The organism is Bradyrhizobium sp. 155 (assembly GCF_023101105.1).
Classification (GTDB): domain Bacteria; phylum Pseudomonadota; class Alphaproteobacteria; order Rhizobiales; family Xanthobacteraceae; genus Bradyrhizobium; species Bradyrhizobium canariense_D.
Window position 1 is genome coordinate 1,186,026 of record NZ_CP064704.1, and the last position, 21,729, is coordinate 1,207,754.

Genomic DNA, 21,729 nt, shown 5'->3' on the forward strand with positions numbered 1-21,729 from the left:
CCGCATGATGATCTCTCGCCTGCTCGCGGCCGTTCTCGCCGCCCTCATTCTGATCGCACCTGCCGCTGCGACCGACGCCGAGCTCGCAAAGCTCGCGCGCGCCTCCGGCACGCCCGACATTCCCGGCCTGAAGATGGTGTGGCTGGCGCCATGGGGCGATGTCGGCAACGCAAAAGCCTGGCGCAACATCATCGTGCACCAGACCGAGGGACCGGCAGGCTCGGCGCGCGGCGGCGCCGAGATGCAAACGAAGAATCCCACGCGTCGCGGCGTCACATTGTGGGTCGAGACCGACGGCACCGTCTATTGGGCGGTCGCGGAAAACCTGGTGCCGACCCATGGCGACGGCGCCAACCGCAACGACAACAAGTACATCGACAACAAACCGACCTACCGCCAGGTGGTGCGCGACAATTCGATCGGCGTCGAGTTCGCCGGCAACTATCCCGACGTCACCACGGGACCGACCGCGGCGCAGGTCGCGGCGTGGAAGATCCTCGTCCAAATCCTGCGCGCGCGCTACGGCATCCCGCTCGACCACGTCTATGCGCACAACTGGATCGACTACAAGGATGCCCGCTATTGCGAAGGCTGCTGGCTCGCGACGCTGGCGCGGACATGGGAGGAGTGAGCGAAGCGCCGACGATGCGCTCTTCCCTTCTCCCCTTGCGGGAGAAGGTGGCGCGAAGCGCCGGATGAGGGGTTGTCTCCGCGAATGACGATGTGAGAGACGTGCTCGCGGAGACAACCCCTCACCCGTCTCGCCGCTATCGCGGCGAGCCACCCTCTCCCGCAAGGGGAGAGGGGAAGATCAATCACACCGGCTCCGACATCCACCCGAACAGCCGCCGGATCAAGCCCGGTCGCCGCGGCAGTTCCGGCGGGCCGTCCGCGGCCAGCACGCGCTTGAAGAAGTAGTCCAGGAACACCATGTCGTTCGGCTCGGTGACGGTGAATGTCTCCTCGCCGAAATAGACGCTGTAATTGAAGAAGAACGGGCCCATGAGCGGGATCGTCGCGGTCGAGGCATAGTCCTTCGAGATCACGAACTCCGACGGCTCGAGCCCGTGCTCGCGCATCGCCTGCTCGACCAGCGGCAGCTTGCGCATGAACTGGGCGGAGAAGCCGCCCACGGTGGATTGCAGGATGATCGACACGGCGCGTGTCCGTTCTCTTGATGCTGTCGGCCCGATCCCTTTGGTCGGTCAACCGGCAGCGCGGGTTCAAGATGCCTGGTCCGCGTCCCCGCGAACATGCTGCGCCTCACACGCAAACAAAAAGCCGGCGTCGCCGCCGGCTTTCTGTCTCTTGTCGATCCGCCAATCTCTGGCGCCAAAACCTCGCGCTTAGAGCGCGGCTTCCAGCGCGGCCTGTTCGGCCTTTGCGATCGTGCCCTTGACCGCAGACTGCACCTTCTCGAAGGCGCGGACCTCGATCTGGCGGACGCGCTCGCGCGACACGCCGAACTCGGCGGCAAGGTCTTCCAGGGTCATCGGCTCGTCGGCGAGGCGGCGGGCCTCGAAGATGCGGCGTTCGCGCGGGTTGAGCACGCCCATGGCGCCGTTCAGGGCGTCACGACGGTGATCATACTCCTCGTGCTCGGCCAGCATCGCTTCCTGGTTGGGCGAATTGTCGACCAGCCAGTCCTGCCATTCGCCGGCTTCGCCGTCGTCGCGGATCGGAGCGTTGAGCGACGCGTCGCCACCGAGGCGGCGGTTCATGTCGACCACGTCCTGAGCCGTGACGCCGAGACGCTTTGCGATTATGGCCACCTGGTCGGGGCGAAGATCGCCTTCGTCCAGAGCGGAAATCTTGCTCTTCGCCTTGCGCAGGTTGAAGAACAGCTTCTTCTGGTTCGCGGTGGTGCCCATCTTCACGAGCGACCACGAACGCAGGATGTACTCTTGAATCGACGCCTTGATCCACCACATCGCGTAGGTTGCGAGACGGAAGCCCTTCTCGGGCTCGAACCGCTTCACCGCCTGCATCAGGCCGACATTGCCTTCCGAGACGACCTCGGAGATCGGCAGGCCGTAGCCGCGATAGCCCATGGCGATCTTGGCCACGAGACGGAGATGGCTGGTGACGAGTTGGTGCGCGGCGTCGCGATCATCGTGCTCGCGCCAACGCTTGGCGAGCATGTATTCCTGCTGGGGTTCCAGCATCGGAAACTTGCGGATTTCGCCGAGGTAACGGGAAAGGCCGGATTCGCCATTAAGGACCGGCAGGGTAGCTGTACGGGCCATAGTGCGCCCTCCAAACAGGTTCAGGCCCCCGATAGCGGCGGGCCAGGCAGACGACCGCTTGGTTAAAGCCGATCGGTGCTGCGATGTTCCGCGTTGGTCTTCAACGCAAGCGCAATATACTCCATCGGAAGGCAAAAAGGGAAGGATTGCTGACGTCACGTCCCCGTGTGGCAGCTATAACTTTTTGTAATGTAAAGCATTTCTGAAGCGGCCTGCGTCATAGCGCCGCTTTGAGGGCCCCCTGAAGGAGAAGCAAATCCTCCGGCAGAGGCGTCTCCCAGTGAAGTAATTCTCCAGTCCTCGGGTGCTCCAATACCAGCAGGTAGGCGTGCAGCGCCTGCCGCCCCAGCGCGGCGAGGGCGGCCTGCGACTCGGGGCCCAGCTGGTTCGCCTTGGTCTTGAAATGCGGGCCGTAGACGGCGTCGCCCATCAGGGGGTGGCCGATATGGGCGAGGTGGACGCGGATCTGATGGGTGCGTCCGGTCTCGAGTTCGCAGGCGAGCAGCGTCGCGATCGGCTTGCCGTCGCGTCCGGCAAAACTCTCCAGAAGCTCCCAATGCGTCACGGCCTCGCGGCCGCCTTGGCGCACCGCCATTTTCTCGCGCGCATGCGGGTGACGGTCGATCGGCGCGTCCACGGTGCCGCGATGGCGGCCCGGCAGCCCCCAGGCGAAGGCCATGTAGCCGCGCCGCATCGGCCCGGTACGGCCGTGATCGGCGAATTGCGCGGTGAGCGAGGCATGCGCGAGGTCGTTCTTGGCGACCACCATCAACCCGGTGGTGTCCTTGTCCAGCCGGTGCACGATGCCGGGCCGGCGCACCCCGCCGATGCCGGAGAGCGAGCCGCCGCAATGGGCGATCAGCGCATTGACCAGCGTACCGGTCTCGTGGCCCGCCGCGGGATGCACCACCAGCCCCTTCGGCTTGTTGAGGACGACGATGTCGTCGTCCTCGAACACGATGTCGAGGGCGATATCCTCGCCTTTCGGCTCCGGCGCGGCCGCTTCCGGCACGTCGATTGTGATCGTATCGCCGGAGGCGACGTGATAAGCGGGGTCCCGGATCGCGGCGTCCCTGAGGCTCACCGCGCCCCCCAGAATCAGGGCTTTCAGCCTCGATCGCGATAGCTCGGCAAGGTGCAGCGCCAGCACGCGGTCGAGCCGGGTCGAGCCCTCGGAGCCTTCGACGACAACCTCCAACCTTTGCGCAGAGCCAGAATTTTCCATGACGACGTCTGATACCGTTGTTCCCGAACCGAGCCCCGAGCAGGCCGCGCTGTTCGCGCGGGTGCGGCGGATGATGCTGATCGCGGGGTTGACCACGGCGCTGGCAATCTGCGCCGTGCTGATCGCGGTGGGCTACCGCCTTTTCAAGTCCGAGGGAAGGGCGCCCGAGCCGGCAGGCGACGTCACCGCGACTCTCCCGAAGGGCGCCAAAATCGTCTCGAGCGGCGTCGCCGGCGACCGGCTCGTGATCACGCTCGACATCGGCGGCGTCACCGAGATCCGCACCTTCGATGCCCACACGTTGAAGCCGGCTGGAAAGCTGAAATTCGCCAATGAGCCGTGAGTACGGCCTCGGAACTCGCCGCCATCGTCGTCTTGGCGAAGGCCAGGACCCATAACCACCGAATCCGGTTGCACGAACGAGATCGTCGTTCAGATATGCCTTAACCATCCGCATACGGGGTAATGGGTCCTGGCCTTCGCCAAGACGACGATGGCGGCGTTTGAAACCCCGCGATCCCCGCTTGCCGCCGGCAAAATTCGAGGCTATGTCCTCTCCCTCAACGCTCCCTTCGTCTAGCGGTTAGGACGCGGCCCTCTCAAGGCTGAAACAGGGGTTCGATTCCCCTAGGGAGCGCCATTTTTCGAATTTTGCATTGATTTCCTTCGATTTTTTCAAGCCATCGTGCCACCCCGAATAGAGTGGGACAGCGTACGTTCTCCGTTCATCCCCTGCCGGATTTTGCCGAGTGGAAATCGAGCGAGTAATTTTCGAACTACGCAACCTGATCGATACCATGCCGAACTTTCACGGTTCGGCATCCAATACCCCGGAAGGGCGAATGTGGCTCGGTCGAGCCGCGGCTATGGTTGAAGCCGCCGGATCGTCGCTCGATGCAGCGGGGTTCGTACTCGCGATGGATGCGGTTATCGGGGAATCGAACTCCTATAGGCACGGACAAGCGGTCTCTAAAGTGGCTAGCATTCTCTTTCGAGCGTTTGCGCGTGTAGAGTCACAATCGCCTCCTAACTTACAAGGGGCCTATATTCCCGCCGGCAACGCGTTTGATGCACTCGCGGCCATCGCTCGAGTTTTCAGCTCAGCGACGACTGAGTTATTCATTGTCGATCCTTATTCTGACGAGAAGCTGTTGCGTGATTTTGCACCGCTCGCGGCGGAAAATGTTCTGCTTAAGGTTCTCGCCGATCCGTTCTATGTGAAGGCGTCCCTCAAGCCGGCCGTCGAGCGTTGGCAGAGCCAATTTCAAAATCGGCCGCTAGAGGCGCGCCTAACATCGCCTCGCCAACTCCACGATCGCCTGATCATTGTTGACAACAAAGAAGTCTGGATCGTTACTCAGTCGTTCGCTCATTTGGCTGAACGGGCGCCGGCCTCCGTAAGCCGGTTCGAGTCAGAGGCGGCCGATCTAAAATTGAACAGCTACCGCACCATGTGGGCTGCCGGCACAGCCGATATAAACCAACCAGGGTGCGCCATTCGCGTGCGACACTGCAAAACCCAACCGTTTCGTGCGCACGAGCAAGCTTCTAGCGAGACCTGGCGCAGGCGCTCTCCTAAGCGATCGTGCCGTCGATCGAGCGGCGGATCACCCGCTGCACTTCCGCATTCGATAGAAACAGATCGTGGTTGATGATGCCCCAGCCTTCCGCTGACGCATCGACCACGCGTACGCCGAGCCGCGCGATGACGGCTTTTTCGGCGGCGCCGACCCTGGTCATTCCACCTGCGATCTGTCCCGACAGCGCCAGTGCGCGATCGTTCGTCGCGGCGATCACGGTGATTTTGCCCGCAAGCGGACCGATGCGCTGGATCGCTGACGAGAACACGTCCATGTCGATATCGGGCGCGGCAAACACCACGGCGCCGATCTTGCTCGTCACTGTGTCGCCGTATCGCGCATAGAGCTGACGCAGGCTTTCGAGCGACAGCATGGTTCCCATGCTGTGCGCAACGATGTTCACGCGGCCGGTGCCTGGCGCCGACACGAGTGCGGAGAGCACGCGCTCGAACTCGTCGCGGGACCACATCGCACTGTCGCGGTCATAGGCATAGTCGAACAGTCCTGCCTTGGAAGGCCAGGAGAACGCCAAGGTCCGGCCGCGGAACTTGATCCCATCGGAGAGATGAGCAGCATCCAGTATCGCTGTCTCGAATGTCTGCTTGAAGCCGTGCACATAGATAAGCACGTCTCCTCCGCCGGCCTGCGCAACCAGATCGCCAACGTCTGCCGATACCGGTTCGAGCCGATCAAGGCGCCAATCGCCAAATCCGACCGAGGCGAGAGAAAGTCGGCTCTCGTCCGGCGCTACCAGCTTCGCCCGCGCGACCGTCATGTTGGTTGCGCGCTCCGGCCCGAACCAGGGTTTCGTGCGACCACCGTTGACGGGCTTGCGCGTAGTAGCGACGAGCAATGTGGGGTCAAGGGATAGCGATGACGCGTCGAAACGCGCCCCGGTCGCACCCAAGCCGGCGCATCCGCCAAGCGCGAGGGCGGTCCCCGCCGACATAAATCCGCCGAGGAGAGCGCGGCGCGAAATAGAATGACAGGGGTCGCGTTGCAGAAGAGGTCGAGCGATCACACGAAACCTTTGGGAACTTTGTCCACCGTAGCGCCCCATCTAACTTCCTGAATGACAATGGGGGCAAGAAGACGGCGAAGCAGCTTCGCGGGTCCCTTGTATGGTCGTGACGTCCGTCGTCTCCGAGGGTCGGGCGAAACAGGCGCAAACGCAAGTCAATCCCTCTCCGCAAAAATATTCCAGTTTACCGAAATTCGGAAATATCGTATGTGTCGGCCATCCCAGCCCACAAAAGGGGCGGTCGTACGTCGTCACGAACGCGGGTTGGGAGTGGCGGTGGACGCGGGCGGCGTTAAAGGCGGGCTTGTGCGTGCAGGGCGAGATGAACCTCGTGAGCATGGCACGAACCGCATCGACGGACGGCGCTCAAACCTCGCGAAGCCTCTGGCGAAGCAGGGCCATGTCCTGCGAAGCTTGGGCGAAGCAGGGTCAGCCTGCGTACGGCGAAACCGTGTGGTCCTGGCCGTCGTTGCTACGGTCAAGCCTTTGCGAAGGCGTCAGCGCGTCAACCGGCGCGGTGCCGTGCATTTCGCGGGGGTGACGGAGACAAAAAGGAACTCGTCTCCGGGGAGAGCGCGGCATAGGCCGTCAAACCATCGCGCAGGGAAGGCCTGGTCTCGGCTGCCCTGTGTCTCCCCTATGCATTGCGTGTGCAATCAGTTCGCATGGGGGTTTTTATGGGTGCCAGCCTGCGCCCGGTCTTCCCTGCGCCCTTTCTTTTCGAGGGGGTGAAGCGAGAAGCATAGCTCGGGCAAAACATGCCGCGAGGCTGTGAGCGCGTGTCCGCAACCCGCATGCAAACTGACCTCCCTTTCGAGCCTCCCTTTCGAGCCTTCCTTGCGAGCATGATGCGTCAGCATCGGTGGAGGTGGTCGTCCCTCCCGGAATCTGCCTTGATGCGAATTCAGCGCGGAGGAATTTTGACATGAGCGGCTTGGTGATCTCTGGCGGCCGGGTGGTGGATCCCGCCAGCGGAATGGACGCGATTGGGGATGTGGCGGTGGTGGACGGCAAGGTCGCCGCGGTTGGCGCTTCGCTCGGCAGCGCCGAGCGGACGATCGACGCGACGGGGCTAGTGGTCGCCCCCGGCTTCATCGACCTGCACGCGCATGGCCAGTCGCTCCCCGCCGATCGCATGCAGGCGTTCGACGGCGTCACGACGACGCTCGATCTCGAAGCGGGCGTGCTGCCGGTCGGGTCCTGGTATGAGCGCCAGGCGCGGAAGGGGCGCGTGTTGAACTACGGCGCGGCCACCAATTGGGCTTTCGCGCGTATTGGCGCGATGACGGGCTCCAATGCGGAGAGCTCGCTGGAGGCGTTCGGCAACGTCATGCGCGATCGCCGCTGGATGGACAACGTGGCGAGCGATGCGGAGGTTGCCGGCATCCTCGAGCGCCTTTCGCGCGGCCTGAACGAGGGCGGTATCGGCATCGGGATCTTGAACGCCTATGCGCCGGGCGCCGGCGTGCAGGAGCTGACCGCGGTCTGCCAGCTCGCGGCCGCGCAGGACGTGCCGACCTTCACCCATGTCGCCTACATGTCGCGCATCGATCCCGAGAGCGCGGCGGAAGCCTATATCCGCCTGATCGGCTATGCCGGAGCCACCGGCGCGCACATGCACATCTGCCATTTCAACTCGTCGAGCAAGACCGACGTCGAGCGCTGCCGCGTGCTGATCGCGAAAGCGCAGGCGCAGGCCCTGCCCATCACGGTCGAGGCCTATCCCTACGGCACCGGCTCGACCGTGCTGGCGGCCGCCTTCTTCAGCGACCCCGAATTCGTCGAGCGCAACGGCACCGGTTACGATTCCGTGCAGCGGGTCACCGACGGCCATCGCTTCAGCGATCGCGAGGAGCTCCTGAAGGCGCAGGCGGAAGAGCCGTCCTCGCTGGTGCTGTGGCACATCCTCGACACCGAGAACAATGCGCATCACCGCGACCTCCTCGACATGTCGGTGCTCTATCCCGGCGGCGCGATCGCCTCCGACGCGATGCCGTGGACGACGTCGGACGGCAAGACCTACACCGGCGATGCCTGGCCGCTGCCGGATGACGCCACCTCGCATCCGCGCTCGGCGGGCTGCTTCACGAAATTCATCTGCGAATGGGTGCGCGAGCGCAAGACCGTGTCGCTGCTCGAGGGCGTGCGCAAATGCGCGCTGATCCCGGCGGAGATCCTGTCGCAGAGCACGCCCGCGATGCGCGCAAAAGGTCGGCTCGCGAAGGATGCCGATGCCGACATCGTCGTGTTCGACTACGAGAAGCTCTCGGACCGCGCGACCTTCACGGCGATGAACCGTCCCTCCGAAGGCGTGCGGCATCTGATCGTCAGCGGCCAGCCGTTAATCACAGATGGTGTGCTGGACGTCGCGGTGCGGCCCGGCCGTCCCGTGCGCCGTCCCGTCGTCGGGAGCTGAGACATGCCGGTCCCCATTCTCCTGGTGACGGGCTTTCTGGGGGCCGGCAAGACCACTGTCGTGAACCATCTGCTGGCGCATGCGGAGGGGCGGCGGATCGCCGCTGTGGTCAACGATTTCGGTGCGATCAACATCGATGCCGAGCTGATCGCGGGCGCGAGCGACGGCGTGGTCAGCCTCGCCAATGGCTGCATCTGCTGCTCGCTCGAAGGCGACCTGCTGCGCACGCTTGCGACGCTGCTGCGGCGTGATCCGAAGCCGGAATACATCGTCATCGAGACCAGCGGCGTCGCCGATCCCGCCGAGATCGTCCGCAATTTGATGGATCCCGTGATCCTGCGCGAAGCGCCGTTGGAAACGGTGCTCTGCGTGATGGACACGGCGACACCGCCGGCCGCTCTCGACGACGCGCTGCACCGTTCGCAGCTGCGCGTCGCCGACATCGTGGCGCTGAGCAAGCTGGATCTGGCGGATGAGGGTGCGGGCGCGCGTATCCGCGAGGCCATCCGCGCGCAGCGCGTTCCTGCCGTGGTGGTCGAGGCGCAGCACGGCGAGATTCCGTCCGCGCTGCTGTTTCCCGCGACCGTCGATCGTGCGCCCGCGCCGCGCAAATCCGGACCGAAACGTCCGGCAGAGCAACGCTTCGAAACGCTGAGCTGGACCTCGAACCAGCCACTTTCGCTGGCCCGCCTGCAGCAGGCGATCGGCCGACTGGCGCCAAAACTCGCGCGGGCAAAAGGCCTGTTCGAGACCGTCGAGCAGCCGGGGCGCCAGATGGTGTTTCAATTCGCCGCCGGCCGCGCCACGCTGGCCCCAGGCGAAGCGCCGACGCCGGGCGTGCCGTGCGCGCGGATTGTCTTCATCGTCGAGCTAGGCGTGCTCTCGAAGGCGGAGCTCGACGGGATCATGGAGACCTGCGTTGCGGATCGTTGAAGCTGCCGCTTCAGGCGAATTGTGCGATGCCGTTTCCAACGGACCAATTCTCCGCGGGCGCATCGAGGACGTTGACGAACACGTCCTCGGGGCGGAGGCCCGGTTTTTCGCCGAGCAGGTCCGCGATCCGCCGGTACAGGGCCTTCTTCTGCTCGGGGGTGCGCGAGGCGAACACGGTGATCTGGATCAGCACGGCATCGTCGCTGCGCGTGACGCCGTAGGCATTGCCGCAGCGGAAGTTCGCGGGCGAAAGCTCGCTGATGGTCATGAACTCGTCGCCTTCAGGGACGTTCAGCGCTTCGCGCATGGCGCGGTAGAGGCCGTCGAGGATCGCCTGCCGGTAGACTTCCGGCTTTCCGGCGCGCATCGAAATGTGGAGGAGAGGCATCGCGAAATCCTCATTGACGAAAGGGCGCATCGGCCCCAGTTTGTTTTTGACGCGGCGTCAAGAAATCATGTTTTTGACATCGTGTCAAATATGCTTGCTAGGAGCAAAGCTTGAGGCCGCGCGAGTTCGACCACGACGATGTCCTGCGTATCGCCTTCGACCAGTTCTGGCGCAAGGGCGTCCGCGGCACCTCGCTGTCGGATATCGCGCGCGACGCCGGTGTCCAGCGCGGTAGCCTCTACAACGCCTTCGGCAGCAAGGAGGCGCTGTTCCTCCAGGCCTACGAGCGCTACGCGGGCGATTATCTCGTCGCCCTGCAAAAGGCGCTGGGTGCGGGCTCATTGCGAAAACGCCTCACCGCGTTCTTCGACCTGACCATCAGCAACTTCCGCGCCGGCACGCCCCCGCGCGGATGTCCGACGACGCGCGGGCTGATGGAGCTCGGCGCGGCCGAAGGCGAGGGGCTCGACGAGGAGGCGCGGCAGGCCTTCGCGAACCTCATCTCGCGCATCACCGTTCTGGTTCAGGAGACGTTGTCGGCGGGTGCGGCGCGCGGTGAATTCAACGGCAATTCCGCGTCCGCAGCGCTGCACATCATCACGGTGACGCGCGGCCTCGCCGTGCTCGAACGTGCCTTCGGCGACGAGCCCCAGCTGCGCAAGATCGCGTCCCACACCATCGATCTCGTGCTCGGCAGGAAGGGCGGCTAGGGGTCAGCAGACCGCGAGCGCGTTGACCGCCCGCGTCGTCACGGTCTCGTTCTCGTTGCCGACGAACTGGCAGACGACAGTTTGGAGCTCGCCCGGCTGCTTGCCGCGTGCGACCGCCAGCAGCCGCATCAATTCCGCCTCGTCCTTCGACAGGCGCCGGCACGATGGCGGCATGAAGCACAATTGGCAAGGCCGGCCGCTGCGCAGGATTCTGACCAGCGCGGCAACGCGTGCGACCAGCAGCGGACTGTCGGTGATGCCAGGCGCCTCGTCGGCAAAGCGATAGGCCGCCTCCCAGCAATCGGACGCGCCGGTCGCATAGGCGGCAGCGATGAACCGGAACAGCGAGAGCGTGACGCGGCCAAAATCATCGTAACTCTCGACGTCAGGCCGCGTCGCAAGCGCGGCCTGAAGCGGACAGAGCCGCGCCTGGCCGGCTTCCGTGACAGGCACAGAGCCGCAACTATCCTGCATCATGCGCGATCCCGGTCAGTGCAACGTGGGGCTTCCGACCAGCCAGCTCTTCATCGCCATCGTCTGGTCATGGTCCAAAGACGGAACGTGCCGGTCGGGCAGGATGAGACCCGCCATGCGGAAGATCGTTGCAAGCCCCCGCACGGGTGCGAGAGCCCAATCGGCGCCGACCGGCGGCAGCCAGCATTCGAACTGCTCGCGCGCGATATCGTCGCGCTCTTTCTGCGCGGCCGCGATCGCCCGTAACATGCTGTGCTCGCTGTCGGACATGCGGGGGCAGGTCGGGCAGTGCACCGCGATGGCCGTATGCGCCGTGCAGGCAAAGATCTCGATGATGGATTCCAGCGAAGGCACGGCGTCGCCCACGCCAAAATGGTCGTCACTTGCTGGATGTCGGCCGCGGTCGGAACGGCGCTTCCGCTGCGCGCCTTGGCCCGAAATCCCCAAATGAAGAGCCGCTCCGCTGCGCTCAGCGCCGGAAGGTCGAGAGACCCTGTCGATGTCGATTGGTGCATTGAGCCTCTGGCCTCCGGCTGCGCCCATGCCCCGGCTGGCGCCGATGATCTGCGCCGATCGTTCCGTCAGAGCCCCCTGCAAGTCAACGCTCGGAGGGGCGATGTCGAGGTCTTCTAGTTTTGAAGAGTTCGCATCTCGGATGCAGCCAGCCTCGCGAGCCTGCGAGCAGTCTGCGGCATGCCGGTAGGATGCATGGAGTTTTGCGGGGTGGGGGAACCCGAATGCTTAAAGCTTTGCTAAGGGGCGCGGGATAAACTGGCATATCAGCCTTCCAAATCTTGCGAGCACCAATGTTTTTCTCCCGCATCAGTTTCAAGCTGGTCCTGATTGTCGGCATCAGCCTCCTTGGCATGATCGCGCTGGCGCCGATCGCGCTTTCGACCTTGCGCGCGCAGATGATCGCCGATCGTCAGGCCAAGACGCAGCACTTGGTCGACGTCGGCTACGGCATCCTGGCGCACTACCAGAAGCTCGAGAGCGAAGGAAAACTCCCGCGCGAGCAGGCCCAGGCCGGCGCGATCGCGGAGATCAAGAGCCTGCGCTACGACAAGGTCGAGTATTTCTGGCTGAACGACATGACCCCCAAGATGGTCATGCATCCGATCAAGCCCGAACTCGACGGCAAGGATCTCTCCGGGATGAAGGATCCGTCCGGCAACGCGCTGTTCGTCGGCTTCGTCGACGTCGTCAAAAAGCAGGGCGCGGGCTTCTACAGCTACCTCTGGCCGAAGCCCGGCTTCGACCAGCCGGTCGGGAAAATCTCCTATGTGAAGGGCTTTGCGCCCTGGGGCTGGATCATCGGCACCGGGATCTATCTCGACGACGTCGACGCCGTTTTCCGCCAGAATGCGATGACCTTCGCCCTGGTGTGCCTGGTCGTGTTCGTGCTCGTGCTCGGCGCCTCCTTCGTGATCGGCCGCAGCGTGACCCGGCCGCTGGCGAAGATCACGGCACTGACCGACCGCCTCGCCGCCGGCGACAGCGCGTTCGACGTGCCCCATACCGATCGTCGCGACGAGATAGGCGGGCTCGCCAAGGCGCTCGCCGTGTTCAAGGACAATGCGTCGGCGGTCGGCCGCATGCACGCCGAACAGCAGGAGACGAAGCAGAAGGCCGACGAGGAGAAGCGCAAGACGATGACCGACCTCGCCGGCAAGTTCGAAGCGAACGTTCAAGCCGTCGTCCGCGACGTGTTCAAGGAGGCGCGCGCGATGCAGCAGGCCGCGCAGGGCATGTCCGAGACCGCCGACAAGGCGACCGACCGTGCGAGCCTCGTCGCCACCGCCTGCCAGCAGGCCTCGAGCAACGTGCAGACGGTGGCCTCCGCCGCCGGGCAGCTGTCGTCCTCGATCGCCGAGATCAGCCAGCGCGTCGCGCAGGCTGCAAGCGTGGCCGACAAGGCCGCCGCCGACGGTCAACGCACCAACGACACCGTGCAGGGACTTGCTGCAGCCGCGCACAAGATCGGCGAGGTCATCGACCTCATCAACCAGATCGCCTCGCAGACCAATCTGCTCGCGCTCAACGCCACCATCGAGGCGGCGCGCGCCGGCGAGGCCGGCAAGGGTTTTGCAGTGGTGGCAAGCGAAGTGAAGTCGCTGGCGAGCCAGACCGCGAAGGCGACCGACGAGATCGGCGCGCAGATATCGGCGATCCAGGCCGAGACCAACCAGGTGGTCGGCAACATCGACAGCATTCGCAAGACCATCATGGAGGTCAACGAAATTTCCTCGTCGATCGCCGCAGCCGTCGAGGAGCAGGGTGCCGCGACGGCGGCGATCGCGCACAGCGTACGGGAGGCCGCCTCCGGCACCGACCAGGTTTCGCAGAACATCTCGGGTGTGACCGACGCGACGGCGGAGACCGGCCAGGCCGCCGGCCTCGTGCTGCAATCGAGCGGCCGGCTGTCGCAGAAGCTGCAATCGCTGGAAGACGAGGTCAGTGCTTTCGTTGCGGGGGTACGGGCGGCCTAGTATAGCAGGAGAATGAGCGCGCGCATTCTCCTGATCAATCCGAACAGTTCTGTGGCGACCACTGAGATGATGGTCGCCATCGCGAGGTCGGCCGCCGTGGACGGCTTCGACATCGACGGCGCGACCGCAACGCGCGCGCCGCAAATGATCGTGACGCCGGATGCGCTGGATGCAGCTTCCATCGAAGTTCTGGAGATCGCGCAGTCGAACCGGCATGCATGCGACGGCATCATCGTCGCGGCGTTCGGCGATCCTGGGTTGGCCGGGATCAAAGCCGCGGTTAAACGGCCCGCGGTCGGTATCGGTCAGTCCTCCATGCTGGCAGCCGCCCAGAACGGCCGTCGCTTCGGCGTGGCGACCACGACGCTGCTGCTGGAATCGAAGATCGACGCCGTGCCGGACGCGCTGGGGTTGCGATCGCGTTATACCGGCGCCCGCTTCGCCAAAGGCGATCCGCAAGACCTGATGGGCGATCCGGCGCGATTGCGTGCGGCGCTTGCCGGCGCGGTCGAGGCCTGCATCGCACAGGATGGCGCGGAGGCGGTCATCATCGGTGGCGGCCCGCTGGGCGAAGCTGCGTGCGAGCTTCAGCCGATGTTCACCGTGCCGATCATCGCGCCGATCCCGTCTGCCGTGGCGCGGATTATTCGCCTCATCACGGCGCGCGCGACCGACTGAAATTCCGGCCCGCGGGAACGGTCGTCGGGACCGCGTTCTTGCCCTTGACGGCCTCGGTTAAAGTGACGAAGCAGAACCATGGCACCTGCCGACCCGCGCTTGGGCACGCGGGCATGGAGACGCTGCATGTCGTTCAAGAAGCTCCTGATCGCCAATCGCGGCGAGATCGCCATCCGCATCGCGCGCGCCGCCGCCGATTCCGGCATCGCGACGGTCGCTATCCATCCCGCGGACGATGCGATGTCGCTGCATGTGCGGGTTGCCGACGAGGCCGTCGAAATCCCCGGTCGCGGCGCGCGGGCCTATCTCGACATCGAGGCCGTGGTCAAGGCGGCGAAGAGCGCAGGCTGCGACGCCGTGCATCCCGGCTACGGCTTCCTCAGCGAGAACGCTGCGTTCGCGAAGGCCTGCGCCGATGCAGGCATCGCCTTCGTCGGGCCCCAGGCCGCGGCGCTCGAGTTGTTCGGCGACAAGGTGGCGGCACGGCAACTGGCAAAGCGCTGCGGCGTCCCGATCATCGCCGGCACCAGCGGGCCGTCCTCGCTGGAGGACATCGCGGCGTTCTTCACCTCGCTCGGCAGCAACGCGGCGATCGTGATCAAGGCAATGGCCGGCGGCGGCGGGCGCGGCATGCGCGTGGTCGAGCGCGCTGCCGATCTCGCGGAGGCCTATGCGCGCTGCCAGTCCGAGGCCAAGGCCGCGTTCGGCTTCGACGGCGTCTATGCCGAGCGGTTGATCCGGCAGGCGCGCCATATCGAGGTGCAGATCATCGGCGATCGCGACGGCGCGATCTCCCACCTCTGGGAGCGCGAATGCACCATTCAGCGCCGACACCAGAAGCTGATCGAGGTGGCGCCGAGCCCGTCGCTCAGCGACGGCTTGCGTGGCCGTATCATCGCGGCGGCGAAGCAACTCGCCGTGGCCGCGTCGTACGACAATCTCGGCACGTTCGAGTTCCTGGTCGACGGTGCCGCCGAAGACAGTTTTGCCTTCATCGAGGCCAACCCGCGGCTTCAGGTCGAGCACACCGTGACGGAAGAGGTGCTCGGCCTCGACCTCGTCCGCGCCCAGCTCGCGGTTGCTGCCGGCGCCTCGCTTGCCTCGATCGGCCTGGCGCAAGGCTCGATCCCGAAACCGCGCGGCTATGCCATGCAGTTGCGCGTCAACATGGAGACGCTGGACGAGCTGGGGGCGACGCACCCGACCGGCGGCGTGCTCGCCGTGTTCGAACCGCCGTCGGGTCCCGGCGTCCGCGTCGATAGTTTCGGGTATGCCGGCTACAAGACCAGCGCCGCCTTCGACTCGCTGCTGGCAAAGGTCATCGTGCATACGCCCGGTGAAGCCTGGCACGACGTGGTCGCCAAGGCTTCGCGCGCCTTGCGCGAGTTTCGGATCGACGGCGTCATCACCAACATCGCCTTCCTCCAGGCGGTGCTGGCGCATCCCGACTTCAGGTCCAACCGCATCGCGACCGACTTCATCGATTGCAACATGGGCAAGCTCGTCGAAGCCGCGGATGGCGCGGCCAAACCACTTTATTTTGCAGCGACGGAGCGAAACGGCGGTCCCGGCACCGAGGCGCATACGGCACAGACCGTGCCCGAAGGCACAGTGATGGTCGCGGCACCCTTGCAGGGGACCATTGTCACTATTCAGGTGAAGGAAGGCGAGGTCGTGCGCCCGGGCCAGCAGCTCGCCGTGATCGAATCCATGAAAATGGAACATCTGGTCATGGCCGAGCAGGGCGGCCGCGTCACGAAGCTACTCGCCGGCGACGGTATCACGCTGATGCATGGCGAGCCGATCATGTATCTGGAGCCGCTCGACGTTGCGGCGGACGCGTCGGCAACGGAAACCGATGTCGATCTCGACCACATCCGTCCTGATCTCGCCGAACTGATCGCCCGCCAGGCCAACACGCTCGACGAAAATCGCCCTGCCTCGGTCGAGCGCCGCCGCAACACCAATCAGCGCACCGCGCGCGAGAATGTCGCGCAGCTCGTCGACGACGGCTCGTTCATGGAGTACGGCAGCCTTGCGATTGCGGCGCAGCGGCGCCGCCGCAAGCTCGACGATCTCGTCAAGAACACGCCGGCCGACGGCCTCGTCATGGGCGTCGCGACCGTGAACGCCGAGAAGTTCGGTCCCGAAGGCGGGCGCTGCATCGTCGTGGCCTACGACTACACCGTGCTCGCGGGCACGCAAGGCCACATGAACCACAAGAAGATCGACCGCATGCTGACGCTCGCGGAAGACTGGTGCGTGCCGCTGGTGTTCTATGCCGAAGGCGGCGGCGGCCGGCCCGGCGATACCGACCGGCTCGGCATGACCGGGCTTGATGGTCCGTCCTTCGTGCAGTTCGCAAGGCTCTCGGGTCTGGTGCCGGTTATCGGCATCGTCTCCGGCTATTGCTTCGCCGGTAATGCCGCGATGCTCGGCTGCTGCGATGTCATCATCGCGACCAAGAACGCCTCGATCGGCATGGGGGGCCCCGCGATGATCGAAGGCGGCGGGCTCGGCGTCTATCACCCGGCCGAGGTCGGTCCTGTTACGTTCCAGTCGCGGAACGGCGTGATCGACATCCTCGTCGAAGACGAAGAGGAGGCAACATCCGTTGCGCAAAAATACCTATCCTATTTCCAGGGCGCGGTGACGGAGTGGCAGGCCGCCGACCAGCGCCTGCTGCGCCGCGCGATCCCCGAGAACCGACTGCGCGTCTACGACATCCGCAGCGTGATCGACCTCGTCGCGGATAAGGAGGCCGTGCTGGAGCTGCGCCGCGACTACGGTGTCGGCATGATCACAGCGTTGATTCGCATCGAAGGGAAACCGTTCGGCCTGATCGCCAACAATCCGCGCCATCTCGGCGGCGCGATCGACGCCGATGCCGGCGACAAGGCCGCGCGCTTCCTCCAGCTCTGCGACGCCTTCGATCTGCCGATCGTCTCGCTGTGCGACACGCCCGGCTTCATGGTCGGCCCGGAAGCCGAGAAGACGGCGATCGTGCGTCACGTCTCGCGCATGTTCGTGACAGGCGCGAGCCTGACTGTGCCGTTGTTCGGCATCGTGCTGCGCAAGGGCTATGGGCTGGGTGCACAGTCGATGATTGGCGGTGGCTTCCACGCCTCATTCTTCACCGCGGCGTGGCCGACCGGCGAGTTCGGCGGCATGGGCCTGGAGGGTTACGTCCGCCTCGGCTTCCGCAAGGAGATGGAGGCGATCGCCGACCCCGTCGAGCGCGAGACTTACTATCGCAACAAGGTCGCCGAGCTCTATGCCAACGGCAAGGCGGTCTCGATGGCCTCCGTGTTCGAGATCGACAACGTCATCGACCCCGCCGAGACCAGGCGCTGGATCATGGCGGGCCTGCGCTCGGTGCCGAAGCCGCCGGCGCGGACTGGGAAGAAGCGGCCCTGTATTGATACGTGGTGAGGGCGGTGCAGCAATTCTGATTGCGCTTCGCCGCGTTCCCGGTTCCCGATTGACATCCCCGCCTGCGGTGCCAGACTTTGCACAATAATGCAGGGTGGAGACGTCCGCGATGGCCAGCCTTTCGGCCTCGAACCATGTCGCCCGTGTCTTGTCCGTCGCCAATCAGGTTACAGACCGCTTGGCCGACGTCGATGCCTCTTCGCGCATTGCCAATTCCTGGCGGCGCTGCCTGGTCAGCCACAAGCTCGATCCCGGCCGTCAGGGGCCGCCGCAGACGCTCACCGAAGCCGAGATCCGTCACGTCGCCGAACCCATGGAGGAGACGATCCGGCTTGCAACACCGGAGCTCGACGACCTCGCCCGGGTACTGCGCGGTGCCGGTTATTGCGTCAACCTGGCAGACGTGAACGCAACCATGCTGTTCAGCCGCCTGCCCGGCGAGGCCGACGCACGACTATTCATGGACTGGAAGATCTACACAGGCTCGAATTTTTCCGAGGCCTCCGAAGGCACCAATGGGCTCGGCACCGCGCTCGCCGAGCAGAAGCCGATCCTGGTGCATCGCGACGAGCATTTTCGCGCGCAGTGGCACATGTTTTCCTGCGCCGTGACGCCGCTGTTTGACCAGGCGGGACGGCTCGCAGGCGCCGTGAACATCACCTCCTGCCGCGAGGACCTCGAACGCACCGCGCATCAGCTTGCGCTCGCGGTGACGATGGAGGCAACGCGGCGCATGGAGGGCGCGATCTTCCGCAGTCATTTCCGCAACGCCTGGATCGCGACCGTGCCGGGCGACGGCGGCAGCGGCCTGCTCGCCTATGACGACGATCGCCGCATCGTCGGCGCCTGCCGTTCGGCGCGCGCACTGCTGGGTCTCACCGACGGCTTGATCGCAGCCGGCATCGATCTGTCGCGCTATGTCAAATTCGACCATCCCGCCGCGCGCGACGCAGACGATCTCGTCGAGCTGCGCCGGGCCGATGGCAGTTCACTAGGGCACGGCCATGTCGCGCCGCCGCTGCGGGCGAGGGCCTCGACCCGTCCGCTCGCGCCGCGCCGCGATGCACCGGTCGATCGCTTCGATGCGCTGCAGCGGCTCGCCGGACGCGATCCCAGCCTGATCAGGAGCGTGAAGCGACTTAGAAGCATCGGCGATCGCAATCTGCCGGTGCTGCTGCATGGCGAGACCGGCGTCGGCAAGGATGTGTTCGCCCGTGCCATTCACGCAGCCGGCAATCGCGCACGCCACAACTATGTCGCGCTTAACTGCGCGGCGATGCCGGAAAGCCTGATCGATGCCGAGCTGTTCGGCTACGAGGCCGGCGCCTTCACCGGCGCACGCCGCGACGGTTCGAAGGGCCTGATCGTGCAGGCAGACGGCGGCACGCTGTTCCTCGACGAGATCGGCGACATGCCGATCGCGCTGCAGACGCGGCTGCTACGGGTGCTGGAGAACCGCGAAGTCTGGCCGCTCGGCGCGCTGAAGCCCGTGCCGGTCGACATTCGCCTGATCAGCGCCACCCATCGCGATCTCGGCCGCATGGCCGAGGAGGGCGCCTTCCGCACCGACCTCTATTTCCGTCTGCGCGGCATGGAGGTGCGGCTGCCGGCCTTGCGCGAGCGCGCCGACCGCGACGACGTCATCCGCCAGATCGCTCACGAGGAGGCGCCGAATTGCTCGCTCTCGGACCAGGCCTGGGCGCGGCTCGCGGCCTATCCCTATCCCGGCAACATGCGCCAGCTTCGGCATGTGCTGCGGCTCGCCGGCTGCACGGCGGAGGACGACGTCATCACCGATGCCGACCTCGATCTGCCGCCGTTTGGTGGAAGGGCGGAGCCGGATCTCGCAGCGGCGGAGCGCGCGGCGATCGTCGAAGCCTTGCGCAAGCATGGCGGCCGCGTGACGGAAACAGCGCGCGCGCTGAAGCTGAGCCGCGCCACGCTGTATCGCAAGATCAAGCAGTTGAAGATCGAGACGACGCAGTAGCGATCTTTCTTCCCTCTCCCCTTGCGGGAGAGGGCGGCTCGCCGCGAACGCGGCGAGACGGGCGAGGGGTATCTCTCCGCACTTGACTCTCTTGCTTCTGAGTCCGCGGAGAGATACCCCTCATCCGGGGCTTCGCGCCACCTTCTCCCGCAAGGGGAGACGGGAGCGGCAGCGAGCCTGCTGGCGCTCTCTACGAAAAATCGCTCCAGCTCAGATGTCGCGAGTCGAGGTCGCCGACTGTCACGGTGCCGCGGATTTCGCGCGGGGCGTGGAAGCTGCTGCGCAGATACACGAGCGGCGCCGCGCCGTCGGAATGCGATGCGCCGCGCACCTCACCGACGAAGATCGAATGCGTCGTGGTCTCGAATTCCTGCGCCAGCACGCAGTCGAACGCAGCGACTGCGTCCGTCAGCACCGGCGCGCCGGTCACCCCGCGCGTCCATTCCCCGAACGCAAAACGGTCGTCGCCATTGACGCCCTTCTGGCCACTGAAGGTAAGCGCCAGGAGGGCGTGGTCCTCGTGCAGGAAGTTGATCGCGAACGCGCCTTCCTCGCGGATGCGCGCGTGCGCACTGGCGTTGCGGTTGACGCACACGATCAGGGATGGTGGCGAGTCCGACAGTGAGCAGGCCGAGGTCACCGTCAGCCCCGTGCGCTTGCCGTGCTCGGCGCCGACCGTCACCAGCGCGACCGCGCCGGCGCACTGGCGCATCGCCTGCTTGAAATCCTTAGCGTCGAAAGCACTGGCGTCCACCGTCACGCGGAAATCTCCGAAATGGATGCGGGTGCGGCACGATCGCGCTGCACCCGCGTCGGGTCAAGCCGCCTTCTTCGCGGAGCCGAGATGCTTCAGGCGCGGCATCACCTCGTTCTTCAGCAGCGACAGCGAGTGATGCCAGGCTTCAGCCTTGTGCTTGTAGTCGAAGCCGAACACCAGCAGCACGCCGAAGCCGCCGACCTCCTCGTAGATCTTCTCGATTTTCTCGGCGACGGTCGCTGGCGAGCCGACGATCCAGTTCCGCTTGGCGCAATATTCGACGGTGACGTCGCTATCGGGCACGTCGGGCGCGTGCTTCAGATAGTCCTTGAAGCCGAAATGGCCGAGCAGCGGCAGGAAGTACTCGCCCATCATCCGGCCCATCATGTCGCCGGTCGAGAGCCGCCACGCTTCCTCGTCGGTATCGGCGACGAACACCTCGCGCACCAGCCGCCAATCGGCCCGGTCCGGCTTGCGCCCGGTCTTGGCGGCACCGGCTACAACCGAATCCCAATGACTGCCGACATAGGCCGGGTTCAGGTTGAGGCTCATTGGAATGAAGCCGCGCTCGCCGGCGAGCTTCAGCGTGTCCGAGTTCTTCGAGAGCCCAGCGACGCCGATCGGCGGGTGCGGCGTCTGCAACGGCTTGATGTGGGGTTTCAAGAAGTCGAACATCGTGTCCGGCTTGGTCACCGTCCAGAATTTGCCCTTGTAGGTCCAGGGCGCGGGATCGCTCCACATCTTCAGAATGATCTCCAGCGCCTCGCGCGTCATGTCGCGGTTCTGTCCGCTCATGCCGTCGACATTGAACATGGCCCAGTCGCTCGGCAGGCCGCTCGCCGCGACGCCGAAATTGAGCCGACCTCCCGAGAGGTGATCGAGCATGGCGACGCGGTTGGCGAGCTCGGCCGGGTGGTGATAGGGCAGCAGGAAGCCGCCCGGCCCGATACGGATATTCTTGGTCTGCATCAGCGCCTGCGCGATCAGCAGATCGGGCGTGGGATTGGGTTCCCAGGGCGCGGTATGGTGCTCGCCGACCCAGGCCTCCTGATAGCCGAGCTCGTCGAGCCAGCGCATGACCTGCAGGTCCCAGTCGTTCCCTTCCTTCAGGCCGCACTCCGGCGGGTGCGAAGGCATCGTGAAATAGCCGATCTCCATGGGTTTCCTCATCTGATGTTGACGCGTCTTATTGCGCGGTTCACGGACGTGAGCAGGGTTGCTTGAGCAAGCGGTGTGCCACCGCTCCGCAAGCGGTGTGCCAGCGCTACAGCGGCTCAGTCCCGCGAGAAAACGCTGGTTTGCGGCGGCAATAGCCGATATCCCGTGGCGAATTTGCGGGCCGTCGTCTCATTGTCGCGAGACGGCGTCTTGCCGGTGAGACGAGGACGAGAAC

19 protein-coding genes and 1 tRNA gene are annotated in these 21,729 nt (G+C 65.1%); 11 read left to right on the plus strand and 9 right to left on the minus strand.

Annotated features, from left to right (window positions below; all coding sequences use genetic code 11):
* Positions 1-4: 4 nt before the first annotated feature.
* Positions 5-631, plus strand: coding sequence for a peptidoglycan recognition protein family protein (locus IVA93_RS05815; RefSeq protein ID WP_018453624.1), 627 nt, complete (start codon positions 5-7; stop codon positions 629-631).
* Positions 632-815: 184 nt separating this feature from the next.
* On the opposite strand, the gene IVA93_RS05820 is transcribed toward IVA93_RS05815, so the two are convergent.
* From IVA93_RS05820 to IVA93_RS05830, 3 genes are all read right to left on the minus strand, one after another.
* The gene (locus tag IVA93_RS05820; protein ID WP_018453625.1) at positions 816-1,157 is read right to left on the minus strand and encodes a hypothetical protein; all 342 of its coding nucleotides are present in this window, start codon (positions 1,155-1,157) and stop codon (positions 816-818) included.
* Positions 1,158-1,346: 189 nt separating this feature from the next.
* Positions 1,347-2,246, minus strand: coding sequence for an RNA polymerase sigma factor RpoH (gene rpoH, locus IVA93_RS05825; protein WP_007596598.1), 900 nt, complete (start codon positions 2,244-2,246; stop codon positions 1,347-1,349).
* A gap of 217 nt (positions 2,247-2,463) precedes the next feature.
* A complete protein-coding gene (locus IVA93_RS05830) occupies positions 2,464-3,471 on the minus strand; it encodes an RluA family pseudouridine synthase (protein WP_026232566.1) in 1,008 nt (335 codons plus the stop codon).
* Here IVA93_RS05830 and IVA93_RS05835 point away from each other — a divergent pair.
* The 3 genes from IVA93_RS05835 to IVA93_RS05845 all read left to right on the plus strand — a co-directional run bounded on the left by IVA93_RS05835 (position 3,470) and on the right by IVA93_RS05845 (position 5,123).
* Positions 3,470-3,814, plus strand: coding sequence for a hypothetical protein (locus IVA93_RS05835; RefSeq protein WP_018453628.1), 345 nt, complete (start codon positions 3,470-3,472; stop codon positions 3,812-3,814). The two genes, IVA93_RS05830 and IVA93_RS05835, sit on opposite strands and share 2 nt — an antisense overlap.
* A gap of 222 nt (positions 3,815-4,036) precedes the next feature.
* Positions 4,037-4,111 (plus strand) — tRNA-Glu (locus IVA93_RS05840).
* Between the two features lie 109 nt (positions 4,112-4,220).
* A complete protein-coding gene (locus IVA93_RS05845) occupies positions 4,221-5,123 on the plus strand; it encodes a hypothetical protein (protein ID WP_157642890.1) in 903 nt (300 codons plus the stop codon).
* On the opposite strand, the gene IVA93_RS05850 is transcribed toward IVA93_RS05845, so the two are convergent.
* Positions 5,047-6,000: an alpha/beta hydrolase gene (locus IVA93_RS05850; protein ID WP_039798688.1), complete on the minus strand. Its 954-nt coding sequence runs from the start codon at positions 5,998-6,000 to the stop codon at positions 5,047-5,049. The two genes, IVA93_RS05845 and IVA93_RS05850, sit on opposite strands and share 77 nt — an antisense overlap.
* 997 nt (positions 6,001-6,997) lie before the next feature.
* Between IVA93_RS05850 and IVA93_RS05855 the strand changes: the two genes are divergently transcribed.
* Both IVA93_RS05855 and IVA93_RS05860 read left to right on the plus strand, forming a co-directional pair.
* Positions 6,998-8,488 (plus strand): amidohydrolase family protein, encoded by a 1,491-nt coding sequence (locus IVA93_RS05855; protein ID WP_247540867.1) that lies wholly within the window; start codon positions 6,998-7,000, stop codon positions 8,486-8,488.
* A gap of 3 nt (positions 8,489-8,491) precedes the next feature.
* On the plus strand, positions 8,492-9,421 hold the full coding sequence (locus tag IVA93_RS05860) for a CobW family GTP-binding protein (RefSeq protein WP_247540869.1): 930 nt from the start codon (positions 8,492-8,494) through the stop codon (positions 9,419-9,421).
* Positions 9,422-9,431: 10 nt separating this feature from the next.
* Here IVA93_RS05860 and IVA93_RS05865 read toward each other — a convergent pair whose 3' ends face one another.
* Positions 9,432-9,809: a tautomerase family protein gene (locus IVA93_RS05865; protein WP_026232569.1), complete on the minus strand. Its 378-nt coding sequence runs from the start codon at positions 9,807-9,809 to the stop codon at positions 9,432-9,434.
* Positions 9,810-9,919: 110 nt separating this feature from the next.
* Between IVA93_RS05865 and IVA93_RS05870 the strand changes: the two genes are divergently transcribed.
* Complete coding sequence (locus tag IVA93_RS05870) at positions 9,920-10,519, plus strand: TetR/AcrR family transcriptional regulator (RefSeq protein WP_094183489.1); 600 nt, start codon at positions 9,920-9,922, stop codon at positions 10,517-10,519.
* Positions 10,520-10,522: 3 nt separating this feature from the next.
* On the opposite strand, the gene IVA93_RS05875 is transcribed toward IVA93_RS05870, so the two are convergent.
* Both IVA93_RS05875 and IVA93_RS05880 read right to left on the minus strand, forming a co-directional pair.
* Positions 10,523-10,996 (minus strand): hypothetical protein, encoded by a 474-nt coding sequence (locus tag IVA93_RS05875; RefSeq protein WP_018453635.1) that lies wholly within the window; start codon positions 10,994-10,996, stop codon positions 10,523-10,525.
* Positions 10,997-11,008: 12 nt separating this feature from the next.
* Positions 11,009-11,359 (minus strand): hypothetical protein, encoded by a 351-nt coding sequence (locus IVA93_RS05880; protein ID WP_018453636.1) that lies wholly within the window; start codon positions 11,357-11,359, stop codon positions 11,009-11,011.
* A 440-nt stretch (positions 11,360-11,799) separates the two neighbouring features.
* On the opposite strand from IVA93_RS05880, the gene IVA93_RS05885 reads away from it, so the two are divergent.
* From IVA93_RS05885 to IVA93_RS05900, 4 genes are all read left to right on the plus strand, one after another.
* Positions 11,800-13,482, plus strand: a complete 1,683-nt coding sequence (locus tag IVA93_RS05885; RefSeq protein ID WP_018453637.1) for a methyl-accepting chemotaxis protein — start codon at positions 11,800-11,802, stop codon at positions 13,480-13,482.
* Positions 13,483-13,494: 12 nt separating this feature from the next.
* The gene (locus IVA93_RS05890) at positions 13,495-14,160 is read left to right on the plus strand and encodes an aspartate/glutamate racemase family protein (protein WP_018453638.1); all 666 of its coding nucleotides are present in this window, start codon (positions 13,495-13,497) and stop codon (positions 14,158-14,160) included.
* Between the two features lie 126 nt (positions 14,161-14,286).
* The gene (locus tag IVA93_RS05895) at positions 14,287-17,592 is read left to right on the plus strand and encodes an acetyl-CoA carboxylase family protein (protein WP_247540871.1); all 3,306 of its coding nucleotides are present in this window, start codon (positions 14,287-14,289) and stop codon (positions 17,590-17,592) included.
* Between the two features lie 109 nt (positions 17,593-17,701).
* On the plus strand, positions 17,702-19,579 hold the full coding sequence (locus tag IVA93_RS05900) for a sigma-54-dependent Fis family transcriptional regulator (protein ID WP_247540872.1): 1,878 nt from the start codon (positions 17,702-17,704) through the stop codon (positions 19,577-19,579).
* A gap of 190 nt (positions 19,580-19,769) precedes the next feature.
* On the opposite strand, the gene IVA93_RS05905 is transcribed toward IVA93_RS05900, so the two are convergent.
* Together IVA93_RS05905 and IVA93_RS05910 are read right to left on the minus strand one after the other, a co-directional pair.
* Positions 19,770-20,339: a flavin reductase family protein gene (locus IVA93_RS05905; RefSeq protein ID WP_018453641.1), complete on the minus strand. Its 570-nt coding sequence runs from the start codon at positions 20,337-20,339 to the stop codon at positions 19,770-19,772.
* A 57-nt stretch (positions 20,340-20,396) separates the two neighbouring features.
* Positions 20,397-21,494, minus strand: coding sequence for an LLM class flavin-dependent oxidoreductase (locus IVA93_RS05910; protein ID WP_018453642.1), 1,098 nt, complete (start codon positions 21,492-21,494; stop codon positions 20,397-20,399).
* Between the last annotated feature and the right edge of the window lie 235 nt (positions 21,495-21,729).